General features: G+C 68.6%; 12 protein-coding genes. 6 read left to right on the forward strand and 6 right to left on the reverse strand.

The features are described 5' to 3' along the window. The first annotated feature begins 124 nt into the window (after nucleotides 1-124). The gene (locus WDM94_07025) at nucleotides 125-3,130 is read left to right on the forward strand and encodes an L-glutamate gamma-semialdehyde dehydrogenase (protein MEJ0012374.1); all 3,006 of its coding nucleotides are present in this window, start codon (nucleotides 125-127) and stop codon (nucleotides 3,128-3,130) included. Between the two features lie 49 nt (nucleotides 3,131-3,179). Next, nucleotides 3,180-4,892 carry an adenine deaminase gene (gene ade / locus WDM94_07030; protein ID MEJ0012375.1) on the forward strand — a complete coding sequence of 571 codons (1,713 nt, stop codon included), beginning with the start codon at nucleotides 3,180-3,182 and terminating at the stop codon, nucleotides 4,890-4,892. Here ade and WDM94_07035 read toward each other — a convergent pair. Genes WDM94_07035 through WDM94_07045 form a run of 3 tightly spaced genes read right to left on the reverse strand, consistent with a single transcriptional unit; the run spans nucleotide 4,889 to nucleotide 7,731 of the window. Beyond that, nucleotides 4,889-6,337, reverse strand: coding sequence for an MFS transporter (locus WDM94_07035; GenBank protein ID MEJ0012376.1), 1,449 nt, complete (start codon nucleotides 6,335-6,337; stop codon nucleotides 4,889-4,891). The two genes, ade and WDM94_07035, sit on opposite strands and share 4 nt — an antisense overlap. Nucleotides 6,338-6,347: 10 nt before the next feature. Continuing rightward, on the reverse strand, nucleotides 6,348-6,764 hold the full coding sequence (locus WDM94_07040; GenBank protein MEJ0012377.1) for an SET domain-containing protein: 417 nt from the start codon (nucleotides 6,762-6,764) through the stop codon (nucleotides 6,348-6,350). Then, the gene (locus WDM94_07045) at nucleotides 6,745-7,731 is read right to left on the reverse strand and encodes a hypothetical protein (GenBank protein ID MEJ0012378.1); all 987 of its coding nucleotides are present in this window, start codon (nucleotides 7,729-7,731) and stop codon (nucleotides 6,745-6,747) included. The genes WDM94_07040 and WDM94_07045 overlap by 20 nt, the downstream gene beginning before the upstream one ends. A 409-nt stretch (nucleotides 7,732-8,140) precedes the next feature. Here WDM94_07045 and WDM94_07050 point away from each other — a divergent pair, with 409 nt between their 5' ends. From WDM94_07050 to WDM94_07065, 4 genes are read left to right on the forward strand one after another with little or no spacing between them, the layout of a single operon-like run. Continuing rightward, nucleotides 8,141-10,321 carry a bifunctional diguanylate cyclase/phosphodiesterase gene (locus WDM94_07050; GenBank protein ID MEJ0012379.1) on the forward strand — a complete coding sequence of 727 codons (2,181 nt, stop codon included), beginning with the start codon at nucleotides 8,141-8,143 and terminating at the stop codon, nucleotides 10,319-10,321. A gap of 45 nt (nucleotides 10,322-10,366) precedes the next feature. Further along, nucleotides 10,367-11,596 (forward strand): crosslink repair DNA glycosylase YcaQ family protein, encoded by a 1,230-nt coding sequence (locus WDM94_07055; protein ID MEJ0012380.1) that lies wholly within the window; start codon nucleotides 10,367-10,369, stop codon nucleotides 11,594-11,596. Nucleotides 11,597-11,637: 41 nt separating this feature from the next. Next, the gene (gene dusA, locus WDM94_07060) at nucleotides 11,638-12,630 is read left to right on the forward strand and encodes a tRNA dihydrouridine(20/20a) synthase DusA (GenBank protein MEJ0012381.1); all 993 of its coding nucleotides are present in this window, start codon (nucleotides 11,638-11,640) and stop codon (nucleotides 12,628-12,630) included. Further along, nucleotides 12,630-13,451, forward strand: a complete 822-nt coding sequence (locus WDM94_07065; GenBank protein ID MEJ0012382.1) for a sulfite exporter TauE/SafE family protein — start codon at nucleotides 12,630-12,632, stop codon at nucleotides 13,449-13,451. Before dusA ends, WDM94_07065 begins: the two co-directional genes overlap by 1 nt. On the opposite strand, the gene WDM94_07070 is transcribed toward WDM94_07065, so the two are convergent. From WDM94_07070 to cobS, 3 genes are read right to left on the reverse strand one after another with little or no spacing between them, the layout of a single operon-like run. Continuing rightward, nucleotides 13,448-14,182 carry a TIGR02281 family clan AA aspartic protease gene (locus WDM94_07070; protein MEJ0012383.1) on the reverse strand — a complete coding sequence of 245 codons (735 nt, stop codon included), beginning with the start codon at nucleotides 14,180-14,182 and terminating at the stop codon, nucleotides 13,448-13,450. The genes WDM94_07065 and WDM94_07070 overlap by 4 nt on opposite strands. After that, nucleotides 14,179-14,358, reverse strand: coding sequence for a DUF1289 domain-containing protein (locus tag WDM94_07075; protein ID MEJ0012384.1), 180 nt, complete (start codon nucleotides 14,356-14,358; stop codon nucleotides 14,179-14,181). The genes WDM94_07070 and WDM94_07075 overlap by 4 nt, the downstream gene beginning before the upstream one ends. Nucleotides 14,359-14,366: 8 nt before the next feature. After that, nucleotides 14,367-15,167 (reverse strand): adenosylcobinamide-GDP ribazoletransferase, encoded by an 801-nt coding sequence (gene cobS, locus WDM94_07080; protein ID MEJ0012385.1) that lies wholly within the window; start codon nucleotides 15,165-15,167, stop codon nucleotides 14,367-14,369. Nucleotides 15,168-15,224 lie beyond the last annotated feature (57 nt).

Here is a 15,224-nt window from a genome sequence, read left to right on the forward strand (position 1 = left end):
AGGACCAAGGATTATCCGCTGGCCTCTCAGTTTATCCCCTCTCCCTCCAGGGAGAGGTGACCAACTGGCGATGAGCCTCGCCACGCACCATTGGCCGCCGCGCAGGCTCGGCTAGTATGCTGCCATGACCGCGCTCCCGCCGTTCTCCGCCGCCTACGCCCCTGACGACGAAAGCCTGATCCGCCGCTTCATCGCCGAGACGAAACTCGATGCCGTCGGCGAGGCGCGCATCGATCGCCTGGCGACGGCGCTGATCGAGCAGATCCGCGCCAGCGCCGGCTCGATCGGCGGGCTGGAAGATTTCCTCCGCGAGTTCGCGCTGTCGACCCGGGAAGGGCTGGCGCTGATGGTGCTCGCCGAGGCGCTGCTCCGTATCCCCGACAACGCCACGCAGGACAAGCTGATCGAGGAGAAGCTCGGCGGCGGCGACTGGGAGGAGCACGCCGGCAAGCACGACACGCTGTTCGTCGCCGCTTCGATCTGGGCGCTCGGCCTGTCGAGCCGCATCGTCGAGCCGGGCGACACGCCGCGGGGAATTTTCGCCGGCATGGTCCGCCGCCTCGGCCAGCCGGCCGTGCGTGCCGCGACCAAGCAGGCGATGCGCGTGCTCGGCCACCATTTCGTGCTCGGCGAGACCATCGGCGACGCGCTCCGCCGCGCGGCACCGGCGGAGGCCCGCGGCAGCCGCCATTCGTACGACATGTTGGGCGAGGGCGCCCGCACGGCGCCCGACGCCGAGCGCTACCTCGAGGCCTACGCAAGCGCGCTGACCGAGATCGGCAAGGCCGCCGGGAGCAAATCACTGCCCGACCGGCCGGGCATCTCGGTGAAGCTGTCGGCGCTCCACCCGCGCTACGAGGCCGTGAAGCACGAGCGCGTGCTGCGCGAACTGGCGCCGCGTCTGCTGTCGCTGGCGCGCATGGCGAAGCAATACGACCTCAACCTCACCGTCGATGCGGAAGAAGCAGACCGGCTCGAACTATCGCTGGCGGTGGTCGGCGCCGTCGCCGCCGATGCCTCGCTCGCCGGATGGGACGGCTTCGGCATCGCCATCCAGGCCTACCAGAAGCGCGCCACGTCGGTGGTGGCGTGGATGGCAGACCTCGCCGCGAGCCTCGACCGCCGTTTCATGGTGCGGCTGGTGAAGGGCGCCTACTGGGACAGCGAGGTGAAGCGCGCGCAGGAGCGCGGCCTGGCGGACTACCCCGTCTTTACCCGCAAGGCGGCGACCGACCAGTCTTACCTCGCTGCGGCGCGCCGCCTGCTTGATGCGCGGGAGCGCATCTATCCGCAATTCGCGACCCACAACGCGCTGACCGTCGCCTCGATCGTCGAGATGGCCGGCCGCGTCGAGGGCTTCGAGTTCCAGCGCCTGCACGGCATGGGCGAGGCGCTGCAGGAGGCGACCGCCAAGCAGAACGTCGGCGTCGCCTGGCGCATCTACGCGCCGGTGGGCGGCCATCGCGAATTGCTGGCATATCTCGTGCGCCGCCTGCTGGAGAATGGCGCGAACTCGTCGTTCGTCGCGGTGGTCGGCGACAAGAACGTGCCGGTGGCGAGTTTGCTGCGTCGTCCCGCCGAATTGCTGGAAGGCGGCATGCGCGTCCGCCACAGCCGCATTCCGTTGCCGGCTAACATGTATATGCCAAGCCGGCGAAATTCCCGCGGCATGGAATTCGGCAACGCCGCCGAACTCGGCGCCTTGGTCGCTGGCGTCGCCAAGGCGGAGGCGCCGCTGCAGCCGGTGCTCGACACGCCGGTGGAAGGCATCGACGCCATCATGGCCGCGGCGCAGACAGCCTTCGCGTCGTGGTCGCGCGTGCCTGCGACCGAGCGCGCCGCGGCGCTGGATCGCCTCGCCGATTTGCTCGAGGCCGACCGCGACGGCCTCGTCGCGCTGATGGCGGCCGAGGGTGGCAAGACGCCGGTCGACGGCATCTCCGAGGTGCGCGAGGCCGCCGACTTCTGCCGCTACTACGCCGCCGAAGCGCGGCGATTGTTCGCCGGCGAAACGATGCCCGGACCGACCGGCGAAAACGACCGCCTCGTCCGCCGCGGACGCGGTGTCTTCGTCTGCATCTCGCCGTGGAATTTCCCTCTGGCGATCTTCCTCGGCCAGGTGACCGCCGCGCTCGCCGCCGGCAATGCCGTCGTCGCCAAGCCGGCCGAACAGACGCCGCGCACCGCCGCCCGTGCCGTGGCGCTGCTCCACCGGGCCGGCATCCCGGCCGAGGCGGCGCAACTCGCGCCCGGCTACGGCAAGATTGGCGCCGCGCTGGTCGCCCATCGTCTGGTCGCCGGCGTCGCCTTCACCGGCTCGACCGAGGTCGCCTGGTCGATCAACCGCGCGCTCGCCGCCAAGCAGGGGCCGATCGTGCCGCTCGTCGCCGAGACCGGTGGCATCAACGCCATGATCGTCGATGCTACCGCATTGCCCGAGCAGGTCGCCGACGACGTCGTCACGTCGGCGTTCCGCTCGGCCGGCCAGCGCTGCTCGGCGCTGCGGCTGCTGTGCCTGCAGGACGACATCGCCGACCGCATGATCGCGATGATCGCGGGCGCGGCGGCTGAACTGACGGTCGGCGATCCGCGCCTGCCGGAAACCGACGTCGGCCCGGTGATCGACGCCGAGGCGAAGCAGAATCTCGACGCCCACATCGCGAAGATGCGCGCCGCGCCGTGGGCGAAGATCGTCTACGCCGGCAGTGCGCCGGCGGCCGGCACCTTCGTTCCCCCGCACATCATCGAGCTGGACGCGCCGCAACGTCTCGACCGGGAAGTCTTCGGCCCGGTGCTCCACGTCGTCCGCTGGAAGGCCCGCGACCTCGACGCTCTGATCGACGCGATCGCCGCGACCGGCTACGGCCTCACCCTCGGCGTCCATTCGCGCATCGACGAAACCGCCCGCCACGTCATCGATCGGCTGCCGGCAGGCAACGTCTACGTCAACCGCAACATGATCGGCGCGGTCGTCGGCACGCAGCCCTTCGGCGGCTCCGGCCTGTCGGGCACCGGGCCCAAGGCCGGCGGGCCGGACTATCTTCGCCGTTTCGCGCTCGAGCAGGTGGTGTCGGTGAACACCGCGGCGGCCGGCGGCAATGCTTCGCTGATCGCGATGGGCGACGACTAGATCGGCCACCGGCGCTCTGCCATTCTGGCGGCAGCCAAAGGACCGAGACATGATCGACAAAGCTTCCCTTTCGCGCGCCATCGACCAGGGCCGCGGCGCCGCGCCTGCCGATCTCGTGATCAAGAATGTCGGCCTGCTCGACATCGTCTCCGGCGGCGTCACGGTCACCGACATCGCCATCTCCGGCGACCGCGTCGTCGGCACATACGAGAAGTACAAGGGCGCGCGCGAGATCGACGGCACGGGACTGTTCGCCGTGCCGGGATTCATCGACACGCACCTGCACGTCGAGTCTTCGCTGCTGACGCCGCAGGAATTCGACCGCTGCGTCCTGCCGCATGGCGTCACCACCGCCATCTGCGATCCGCACGAGATCGCCAATGTGCTCGGCGCCGAGGGTATCCAATATTTCCTCGACTCGGCCGGGACGACGGTGATGGACCTGCGCGTCAATCTATCGTCGTGCGTGCCGGCAACCGCGTTTGAGACATCGGGCGCGACGCTAAAGGCGAAGGATCTGATCGCGCTACGCAATCATCCGAAGGTCATCGGCCTCGCGGAGTTCATGAATTTCCCAGGCGTTCTCCACAGCGAGCCGGATGTGCTCGACAAGCTGGTCGCCTTCCAGGATGGCCACATCGACGGCCACGCGCCGCTGGTGCGCGGCTACGACCTAAACGGCTACCTCGCCGCCGGCATCCGCACCGACCACGAGACGACGATCGCCAGCGACGGCCGCGAGAAGCTGAAGAAAGGGATGCAGGTGCTGATCCGCGAGGGGTCGGTGACCAAGGACCTGCATGCGCTCGCCGAGATCCTCGACGAGAACACGTCAAGCTTCTGCTGCCTGTGCACCGACGACCGCAACCCGCTCGACATCGCCGAGGAAGGCCACCTCGATTTCATGATCCGCACGCTGATCGGCCTCGGCCGGCCAGTGCATCATGTCTATCGCGCCGCGAGCTGGTCCGCGGCCAACGCCTTCGGCCTCCGCGACCGCGGCATGATCGCACCCGGCAGGCGTGCCGACATTGTGCTCGTTGGCGACCTGAAGGAATGTGACGTCAGGACCGTGATCTCTGCCGGCCGCATCGTCGGCGACGATCTGTTCGCGGCGCGGAAGAAGGTCGCGCCGGTCGGGCTCGATAGCATGAAGTCGCGCGAGGTCACGGCGGCGGATTTCCGCGTGCCCGGCGAGGCGGCCGAGCTGACCATGATCGGCGTCGCGCCCGGCCGCGTCGTGACCGACAGCGTGCAGAAATGGGTGGAGAGTATCGACGGCGTACGGCAGACCGATGTCCTCCGCGACGTCGCCAAGGTGGCGGTCATCGAGCGTCACGGCAAGAACGGCAACATCGCCCGCGCTTTCGTCACCGGCTTTGGCCTGCAGCGCGGCGCCATCGCATCATCCGTCGGCCACGACAGCCACAACATCTGCGTCATCGGCATGGACGACGAGGACATGGCGGGCGCGGTCAACCGCCTGCGCGAGCTGGGCGGCGGCTATGTCGTGGCGTCCGGCGGCGAGGTGGTGGCGGAGATCGCGCTGCCCGTCGCCGGGCTGATCAGCCTGCAGCCGTTCGACGAGGTGCGCGTCGCGCTGAAGAAGCTGCGCGACGCCACCCACGAGGAACTCGGCTGCACCTTGCCCGAGCCGCTGCTGACGGTGGTGTTCCTGCCGCTGCCCGTGATCCCGCACATGAAGATCACCGACTTTGGCCTGTTCGACGTCGATAAATTCGCGCTGGTCGAGCAGGCCTAGCTCGCGCGGCGGGCGCCGAAGGCATCGGCCGTCGCTTGCCGGGCGCGGGCGCGTTCGGCGACTTCGTTGGCGCGCTCGCGGAACCAGTCTTCCAGCGTCCGCTCGGGCGAGACGAACGGCAGGTCGAATTCGATCTCGGGCAGCGCGGCCGCGGGTGCCGGCGCGATCTCCATCGCCACCGGCGGCGCGTCGTGGCCGAGCAGCGCGGGCGGCGGCGGCTCGAACAGGAACGACAGGTCGAACTTGATCTCGGGGAAATTGTCGATGTCGGTCGCGGCCGGCGGCGTGGCGCGGCGGCCTTCGTCGCCGGTCTTGTGCACGGGCCAGAGCAGGAAGGCGGTGAGGCCGAGGAAGCCAACCGCGATCGAGATTGGCAAGGCTTCGGGCCCGAACAGATCGATCAGGTAGCCGACCGGCGTCGAGCCGACGATGGAGCCGGCGGCGTAGGCCATGGCGAAGCCCGTGGACACGTAGGCGAGCGTCTGGCCGCGGAAGTCCTGGCCCATGAGGATGACGCCCAGCGTGTAGATGCCGGAGATCGCGCCGCCGGCGAGGAACAGCACCGGCCACAGCGCGAACGGCGAGCCGACCGCGAAGGGGAGGAGGGCGCTGGTGATCGTCGCCAGGATCGAACACGTCAGCAGCGTGAACTTGCGGCCATAGCGGTCGGCCATCCAGCCGAGTACGGCGACCAGCACCGCCTCGCCAAGGCTGAAGATCGCGACCAGTTGCGCCGCGCCGGCGTCGCTGACGCCGTGCGCCAGGCCGTAGAGCGGCAGCAGGGCCTGCATCGCGGTCTCGCCGATGCCGCCGAGGAAGGCGGCAGCGACCAGCGCGCCGGCGACCGACAGCGCCAAGCGCAGGCTCTTGGTGTCGCCGAGATTCTCTTCTTCTTCGACCTCGCCCTTTGCCGAGGTGATCGAAACCGCCACCGCGACGCCGACGGCGAGCGGCACCATCGCCACGATCAGCGGCAGCGAGCCGGTGACGCCGACGCCGCCGAGCACCAGCGGGCCGATGAATTGGCACGTCGCGTAGAGCGTGCCCGACGCGCCGATGATGCGGCCGCGGTGGCGGTCATCGACGACGCCGTTCAGCCAGATCTCGGTCGTCGTCCACAGCGCCGCGAAGCAGGCGCCCATGACGAAGCGCGCCGCGAACCAGACCACGAGATGATCGGCGGCCAGGATCGCTGCGAACGAGGCGAGCGACAGCGCGAAGAGGGCGGTGACCAGTTGGCGGAGGCCGAATTTATCGATCAGCCACGGCAGCACCGGGCCGACGATCAGGATGCCGGCGCCGGCGAGCGATGCGTTAAGGCCGATCAGCCAGGTCGCCAACTCGCGCTTTTCCAGCGCCAGCGAGAAGAACGGATAGCTATAGCCGTAGAGCAGCGCCTCCGCACCGATCAGGATGAGTACGCCGATGACACGCCACGTCTTCATGAGCGGCTACTCAGATCTGGCAGCGGTTTTCCGTCTGGCACCAGCACTGCTTGCCTTCCGGCACCAGGTTGAAGGTGCGGTAGTCAGCGGTGATTTCCTCGCCCGGCTGGATGTCGCGGAGCGCATAGACGTAGAGCTGGCCTTCGACGCGGGCGTTCGGGTGGCAGGAATGGTTGAGGTAGTCGACGCCTTCCGGCTCCCACATCGGCAGCAGGCAGAGCAGCTTGGTGCCCTCCAGCCTGAGGTGCACCGACTGGCGCCACCAGTAATCGTCGAGCGAAGATTTGTCGGCGAGGTCGACCATGATCGACTTGCCGTCGAAGAAGCCGATCAATTCGTCCTTGGCGATCGGCTTGGTCGCGTAGATCGCCTTGTGGTCCGCGCTGATCGCGCGCACCTCGAGGAAATCAAAATTGGAATAGCTCACTGGAAAGCCCCTCGACCTCGAACACTTCGTCCGATACCGCCACGCCGCCCGATTGCCCGTCGCGGGTCGGCACGTACGGTTGTCCATCGAAAAGGTTAGCCGACCATTTAGCCGTCAGCCGCGCGGCATAGGTAATCGGCATTTCGTGCTGGTAGGGGCACTTCTTCAGCTCGGCGAACACCGGATCGTTGTGCGCCGCGAACCAGCGCGTGCGGTCCTCGCTGAGGTGGACGCCGCGCGAGGGATCCTCGGTGACGCGGCTGTAGTTGCCGATGGTGGTGATCGACATGTTCTGCCAGGCCGTGACGCAGCGCTGGAACAGCCGCTCGACGGCGTCTCGGTCGTGCGTCATTGCGTGCACCGGCCGACCCCAGGCGCGCCGGGCCTGGTCGTCGACCAGGCGGGCGAAGGCAAAGGCGTCCGAGGTCGTGTTGACCGCGGTGAAGGGCGCCGACAGCGACGGATCGTAGAGCGGATCGCGTGGGTTGGCGGCGTTGCGGCAGAAGGCGACCGAGAAGAAATCGTAGAACGTGTCGAGGCCGGTGACCGGGCACGGCACCTCGATGGAATGCGCCAGCGCCTTGCCGGCGATCAGCGCCTCAAGGTCGTCGGTGAGCCCGGCGTCGTACATCGCGGCGCCGAGGATGTTGAGCTCGTCCTCGACCGTCGGGCAGCGCTCTTCGCTGACCAGGATGGCGAGAAAGCCGGTCTTGCGATGGGCCGCGACCTCGCGGCGGAAGTCGGCGAGCGCCGCGGCGTATTCCGCGCCGCTGGCAAAGCGGGCGACGTGGTAGCGGCCGAGCCGGAACTCGCGCTTGCCGGCCATGCACTGCAGGCCCGCCTCGAGCCACGCATTGAAGCTGTCGGCTTTCTGGTGGTAGGGGCAGCCGGCGGCTTTGGCCTCAGCCGCAACCGGCATCGCCTGCCGCGCGAAAACATTCGCCGACGCGAAATCCGCCAGACTCATGAACGCCTCCTCGTACGCAACTCAACCGCATTAATACTTGTCCGCCGGGCGCAACTAAGCTGCCTCTATTAACCAGTTGTCAACTATTCGGGGCCGGCGGAGAGCCTGGAAAATAGGCAGGCCAGCGGAAATTCACCTTATTTCACTAAGCGTTAACCATGACTGTAATCTTCGTCACAGCCTCCGCGTGTCTGCCGAGCTCCCGGCTCGCCGACAACCCAGGCTAGAATAAGGTCCGACGAATACTGGAAAACCCTAGTGTCCGACTATGCGACGCGCGGCGTATTCGGCGCAAAACTGTGCCTCTGGCGCTCTATGCTTAACCAAGGCTTGCCGCGCTCTTAAACAGATCGCAAGTCCGATTTGCTAGCTCTTCGCCATTATCAGGGGACCTGTGGGCGAGACCACGATGGCCAGAGCAATTACCGGGCGGATCACCGCCAACCTTATCGCCGGTATCGTCATTACCGTCGGCACGGTGCTCATCACCATCTCGTGGATGGCGCACAAGCATAACGAACAGGCCGCGATCAGCACTCAGACCATGGTTGCCGGCGGCGTCGAGGCGATGGGCAAGCGCCTGGCCTCGCTCGCCAACGACTACGGCTGGTGGGAAGAGGCCTACGACGCCTACGTCCGCAAGGACAAGACCTGGATCGACGCCAACGTCGGCACCGGCATCACCGACACCAACATCGCCGACATGCTGGTCATCGCTTCGCCGGACGGCAAGCTCGACCCCGACAACGAGTGGCTGATCGACGGCGCGCCCGACGCCATCGAAAAGATCATCACGCCCGGCAAGCTCGCCGCGATCAAGAAGATCGCCGATACTTTGCCGGTCGAGAATTTCGCCGCCAAGAGCGTCATCTACATCGACACGCCGTCGGTGCCGATGATGATCTCGATCCAGCATCTCAGCCCGGTGTCGAAGGCCGGCGAGGTCAAGTCGTCCGATCTGCCGATCATCGTCTTCGGCCAGTATCTCGAAAGCCAGCGCCTGATCGATCTCGGCAAGGCGTTCCTGATCGACGACCTTCATTTCGTCCGCGCCGACAGCGCCCCCGACGGCCAGCCGGCGGTAGTGAATCTTGTCGGCAAGACCACGGGCTACTTTGCCTGGACGCCGCCGAAGCCGGGCGACGCGCTGCTCCGCAGCGTGCTCCTGCCGATCGGCGTCGCGCTGCTGCTCTTCTGCGTCGTCGCCGCGACCACCGCGTTCCGCGCCCGCCGCATGGCGATCGCGCTCACCGAAAGCGAGAAGGAAGCCGTCACCGCCGCGCGCACCGACTCGATGACGGGCCTCATGAACCGCACCGGCTTCAGCGAGATGCTGGAATCGCCGCACTACGAGGGCGCCTGCGGCGTCGGCGACCTCGCCGTCATCTATCTCGACGTCAACGGCTTCAAGCTGGTCAACGACTCGATCGGCCACCACGGCGGCGACGAACTCGTCCGCCTGCTCGCCAGCCGCATCGGCAGCGTCATGCCGGAAGGCGGCACGCTTGCCCGCATCGGCGGCGACGAGTTTGCCGTCGCGCTGCTCACCAACGGCCATGGCACCCTGGCGCTCGAGACGGCGCGCCGTATCGCCCATTCGATCGACCGCCCGTTCACGATCTCGGGCTTCGAGTTTCACGTCACCGCCTCGGTCGGCTACGCCATCGCCAACGAGATCGGCATGAAGTCGTCGGAGATCATCCGCCGCGCCGACGTCGCCATGTATCACGCCAAGAACGGCGCCGAGCGCGAGCCGGTCGCCTACCAGGCGACCATGGAAACCGGCGCGCTGGAAAAGAAGCAGATCGAGACCGGCTTGCGCCGCGCCATCGAAAACGGCGACCTTAAGGTGTTCTACCAGCCGGTCGTACGCGCCATCGACGGCGAGATCGTCGGCCTCGAGGCGCTGATGCGCTGGACCTCGGCCGAATTCGGCGCCGTGTCGCCGGCGGTGTTCATTCCCGTCGCCGAGGAAACCGGCCTCATCCACGACATCGGCCGCCTCGTCGTCACCCGCGCCTGCATCGACCTGCACCGCTGGCCGGGCCTGCAGATGGCGATCAACGTCTCGCCGGTGCAGCTCCGCGATCCGGGCTTCGCCGACGAGATCCGCCAGATCGTCGAGAGCCACGGCCACAGCCCGTCGCGCTTCGACCTCGAACTGACCGAAGGCATCCTGGTCAACAACCCGATGATCGCCGAGCGCAAGCTGCGCAAGCTGAAGGAATTCGGCTTCAACCTGTCGCTCGACGATTTCGGCACCGGCTTCTCCTCGATCGGCTACCTCCGCCAGTTCCCGTTCAACACGCTGAAGGTCGACCGCTCCTTCGTGAAGGAAATCGGCATGAACGGCGAGGCCAACGCGCTGTTCCAGTCGCTGGTCTCGCTGGGCGATGCCCTCGGCCTGTCGATCATCGCGGAAGGCATCGAGACCGAGGATCAGTTGCGGCTGCTGCGGCTGACCCGCTGCCAGCAGGTGCAGGGCTTCTTCTTCAGCCGCCCGGTTCCGGCCGACGACATCGATACGATGCTCGCCGGCAAGCAGCGCGGCGCGCTGCCCGCCGACCGCCGCGTCGCCGCCCGCGCCTGACGCGCCACTGGCGCGGCGTTGCCGCGCTTGGCATAAGGCGGGCGAATGCCCGCCGATCTCCCGCCGCCGAAAACATCGCTGACCGCGGACGAAGCCCGCCGCATCGCGCTCGCCGCGCAGGGCTTCGCCCATCGCAAGACCGCCGGCCGCTCGCCGTGGCCGGCCGTTGCCGCGACCATCGACCGCCTCGGCCTGCTGCAGCTCGACTCGGTCAACGTGCTGGTGCGCTCGCACTACCTGCCGGTGTTTTCACGCCTCGGCGACTACGACCGCGCCGCGCTCGACAAGCGCGGCTTCGCTTCCGGCAAGGAGCGCACGCTGTTCGAGTATTGGGCGCACGAGGCCTCGCTCCTGCCGCTCCGCCTGCAGCCGCTGCTGCGCTGGCGCATGGACCGCGCCCGCCGCCTAGTCGACCACACGCCGGCGCGCGCCAAGGCGCACCGCGAACTCCGCGCCTACTACCGCGCCATCCTCAAGGAGGTCGCCGCGCGCGGGCCGATCGCGGCGAGCGAACTGCAGGATCCCGGCGAGCGCTCCGGTCCCTGGTGGGGCTGGCACAAGGGCAAGGGCGCGCTGGAGCGCCTGTTCCACACCGGCGAGGTTACCTCGGCCGGCCGCCGCGGCGGCTTCGAGCGCGTCTACGATCTGCCCGAGCGCGTCATCCCCGCCGACATCCTCGCCGTGCCGACGCCATCGGAGAGGGACGCCATCCGCGAGCTGGCGCTGATGGGCGCCCGCGCCTTCGGGGTCGCCACCGAAGCCGACATCCGCGACTATTTCCGCCTACCGATACCCGAAGCGAGGAAGGCGCTGGCGGAACTCGCGGAGGAGGGCGCCCTGATCCCCGCCGCCGTCGAAGCTTGGGACAAGCCGGCGTATCTCGCCGCGGACGCCGAGACGCCGGCCCGGGTCACGGCCAGCGCGCTGCTGTCGCCGTTCGACCCGCTGGTCTGGTTCCGCCCGCGCACCGAGCGCGTGTTCGACTTCCACTACCGCATCGAGATCTACACGCCGCAGGCCAAGCGCCGCTTCGGCTACTACGTGCTGCCGTTCCTCCACCGCGGCCGCCTCAGGGCGCGCGTTGACCTCAAAGCCGAGCGCGACTCCGGCACCCTTGCCGTGCGTGGCGCCCACGCCGAGGCGGGCGCCGACCGCGACGCCATCGCCCCTGACCTCGCCGCGGAACTCCGCCGCATGGCGGCGTGGCTGGGCCTCGCCGAAATCCGCGTCAGCCCGAACGGCGACCTGGCCGCGGCGTTGGCGAAGCACCTCTGACGCTGGACTTTCCGCCGCCTCCGGTCCATTTCACGCCGACCATGACCGCGCCCCACGCCATCGCCATCGCCCCGATGATGGACTGGACCGACCGCCACTGCCGCTTCTTCCACCGGCAGTTGACCGGACGGGCGCTGCTGCACACCGAGATGATCACCGCCGACGCGATCCTGCACGGCGACCTCCACCGGCTGCTCAGCTTCTCGCCGGCGGAGCATCCGGTCGCGCTCCAGCTCGGCGGCTCCGACCCGGCGAAGCTGGCACGCGCCGCCGCCGTGAGTGCGGAGCGGGGCTACGACGAGATCAACCTCAACGTCGGCTGCCCGTCCGACCGCGTGCAGTCCGGCACCTTCGGCGCCTGCCTGATGCGGACGCCGGCACTGGTCGCCGAATGCATCGCCGCCATCAAGGCGGCAGTCGCCGTGCCCGTGACAGTGAAGTGCCGCCTCGGCGTCGACGACCAGGACACCGAGATCGCGCTGGACGCGCTCGCCGATGCAGTCATCGCGGCGGGCGCGGACGCGATCTGGGTGCACGCCCGCAAGGCGTGGCTGCAGGGCCTCAGCCCGAAGGAAAACCGCGAGGTGCCGCCGCTCGACTACGCGCGCGTCTATCGCCTGAAGGCGCGGCTGCCCGGCGTCTTCGTCGGCATCAACGGCGGCATTGCCACCCTCGATGACGCGGCGGAGCACCTCCGCCATGTCGATGGCGTCATGCTCGGCCGCGCCGCCTATCACACGCCGGCGATCCTCGCGGGCGTCGATGCGCGGTTCTACGGCGAGCCGGCCGCGGATCGCGACGTCATGGACGCGATGATCCCATACATCGAATCCGAACTGGCGCGCGGCGAGCGTCTGTCGCACATCACGCGCCACATGCTCGGCCTGTTCCACGGCGAGCCCGGCGCGCGGAGCTGGCGGCGCATCCTGACCGTCGGCGCGGTCAGGCCCGGCGCCGGCATCGAGGTCGTGCGCGAGGCGCTGGCGGCACTCGATTTTGCCGGCGAAACATCGGACGAGCGCGCCGTCGCCTGATGGATATTTCGGTTACCCAGCTAATTGAACTCGCCGTAGCCGTCTTGGTATCCGGCGCCATTTCCGGCCTGCTCGCCGGCCTGTTCGGCATCGGCGGCGGCACGGTTCTGGTGCCCGTGCTCTATCAGGGGCTGGAGCTGATCGGCGTCGATGAGGGCGTGCGCATGCAGGTCTCGGTCGGCACCTCGATCGCGATCATCGTGCCGACGGCGATCCAGTCGTTCCTGGCGCACCGCAAGCGCGGCGCCGTCGATACGCAACTGCTCAAGGATTGGCTGATCCCGCTGCCGGTCGGCGTCATCGCCGCCTCGATCGTCGCGGCCTACATCTCGGGCGGGGCGCTGCGCGCCATCTTCGCGGTCGTCGCGCTGCTGGTCGCGATCCGCCTCATCTTCAATCGCGAATCGTGGCGCCTCGGCAGCGATCTGCCCGGCCAGCCGGCGCGCTCGGTGGTTGGCGTCGTCATCGGCTTCCTGTCGACGCTGATGGGCATCGGCGGCGGCGTGCTCAACAACACGTTCATGACGCTCTACGGCCGCTCCATGCATCAGGCGGTAGCGACGTCGTCCGGCGTCGGCGTCATCATCTCGATCCCCGGCATCCTCGGCTACATCTGGGCCGGCTGGGGCGCGAGCGGCCTGCCGCCGCTGTCCACCGGCTTCGTCAATTTCCCCGCAGTGCTGATCCTCATCCCGACGTCGGTGCTCGCCGCGCCTTATGGCGTGCGGCTGGCGCACGCGCTGTCGCGGCGCAAGCTCGAGGTCGCGTTCGGCTGCTTCCTGCTGTTCGTCGCCGCGCGCTTCGCCTGGAGTTTGTTCTAGGGCGTCAGCACGAGGCGGTCGCCGGAGATGGCGTAGCCGTCGAGCGTGTTGAGGAAGCTCATGCCGAGCAGGCTCTGATCCAGCGAATTTGGCGGCGCCACCAGCGCCGCGATCTCGCGCCGCTCGATCGAGCCGACCGCCAGCTTGGCGATGGTGATGGGCGCAGCCTCGATCGTGCCGTTGGCGGTGCGGATCGTCATGTTGAAGCGCAGCGTGCTGGTGTCGATGCCGATGGCCTTGGCGTCGGCGGGCGTCAGCGTCACGAAGCTCGCGCCGGTATCGACCATCATGGTCATCGGCTTGCCCTGCACCTCGGCGTGCACGCCGAAATGCCCGTCGAGCCCGCGCGCGATGACCACCGCGCTGTCCGCCTCACCTGCCAGCCGGCCGGAGATCGGCACGCCCGGCGCCAGGACGCCCAGCATGCGCGCGCCGACGCCGGTGAGTTCGGTGCGGTAGGCATACGCGCCGATCAGGAACAGAAACACCGCCAGCCAACCGGCCGTGGCGCGCACGATCTCGCCGGCACCGAGCCCGCGCCCGAGCAGCGCTGAGCCGACGAAGATCAGGATCACGACCAGATAGCCGAGCTGCGCCAGGTCCTTGTTGTCGAGGCCGAAGGTCGTGCCATTGGCGTCGCGCGCGGCGAGCGCCACGGCCAGCGCAACGACGCCCGCGAGCAGGATCCAGAAGATGAATTGCGGCCGGCGCCGCACCCGCGGCGCGCTCATCCGGGGCCGCTCGGCCGGTGCCGTTCAAGCCGCGCCGGCAAGAGCGCCATGATGGCGCAGCGCTCGTCGTCGGAATAGCGCATCCAGCGGCCGATCTCGGCGAGCGTGCGCCCGCAGCCGACGCAGAAGCCGCTATCGGGATCGAGGGTACAGAGGCGCACGCAGGGGGAAATCATCAGGGAGGCTAGACCACCGATGCGCCGATGAGGAAGGCGGCGACCGCCACCTGCTGGCAGGCGCCGAGCGTGTCGCCGGTCCGCCCGCCAAGCGTGCGCGCCGTAACGCGGATCACGACGTACGTCGCGACGACGGCGAAGGCGCCGGCGAGGATCGTCGGCCATAGTCCCACGGCGGGCAGCGCGACGATCACTGCGATTGCCGCGGCGGCCGCGATGGCGATCAGCATCGCGTTCTGGTCTGGCGCGCCGGTATCGTTGGAGAGGCCGCCCATGCGCGCCGCGGGCAGGTCGTGCCAGAGCCGCACCATGGAGGCGCGCGACACGGCCTCCGCCGCGATCAGCACCAGCCCGGCGCGCACCGACCCGACGACGACCGCCAGCGCGCCAAGCGCAGTGATGCGGATCACGACCGAGAGAATGAGCGCCAGCGCGCCGTAGGTGCCGACGCGGCTGTCGTCCATGATCGCCAGCTTCTTCTCGGTCGTGGAGCCGCCGAGGCTGTCGGCGGCATCCGCGAGGCCGTCTTCGTGCAGCCCGCCGGTGAGGATCACGGTTGCCGAGACCGCCAGCGCGGCGCCGACCATCGCCGGAATGTTGAGCAGGTCGGCGACCACCAGCACGACGCCGCCGACGAGGCCGACCAGCGCACCGACCACCGGGAACACCCGCGCCGCGTGCCGGAAATCCGGAACGGCGGCGGCGCTCGCGCCGAGGTAGCGGGGCGGCACGCGCGTCAGGAAGATCGACGCGCTCCGCAACTCCGCCACCGCGATGCCGATCTCGCTCGGAACCTGGCTCTCGCTCATCCCCGTCTCCAGTTGCCCGCCCGCGACAGCGGTTCGCTTGCCGACGGTGCAGGCAAG

Source organism: Bauldia sp., from assembly GCA_037200845.1.
GTDB lineage: Bacteria > Pseudomonadota > Alphaproteobacteria > Rhizobiales > Kaistiaceae > DASZQY01.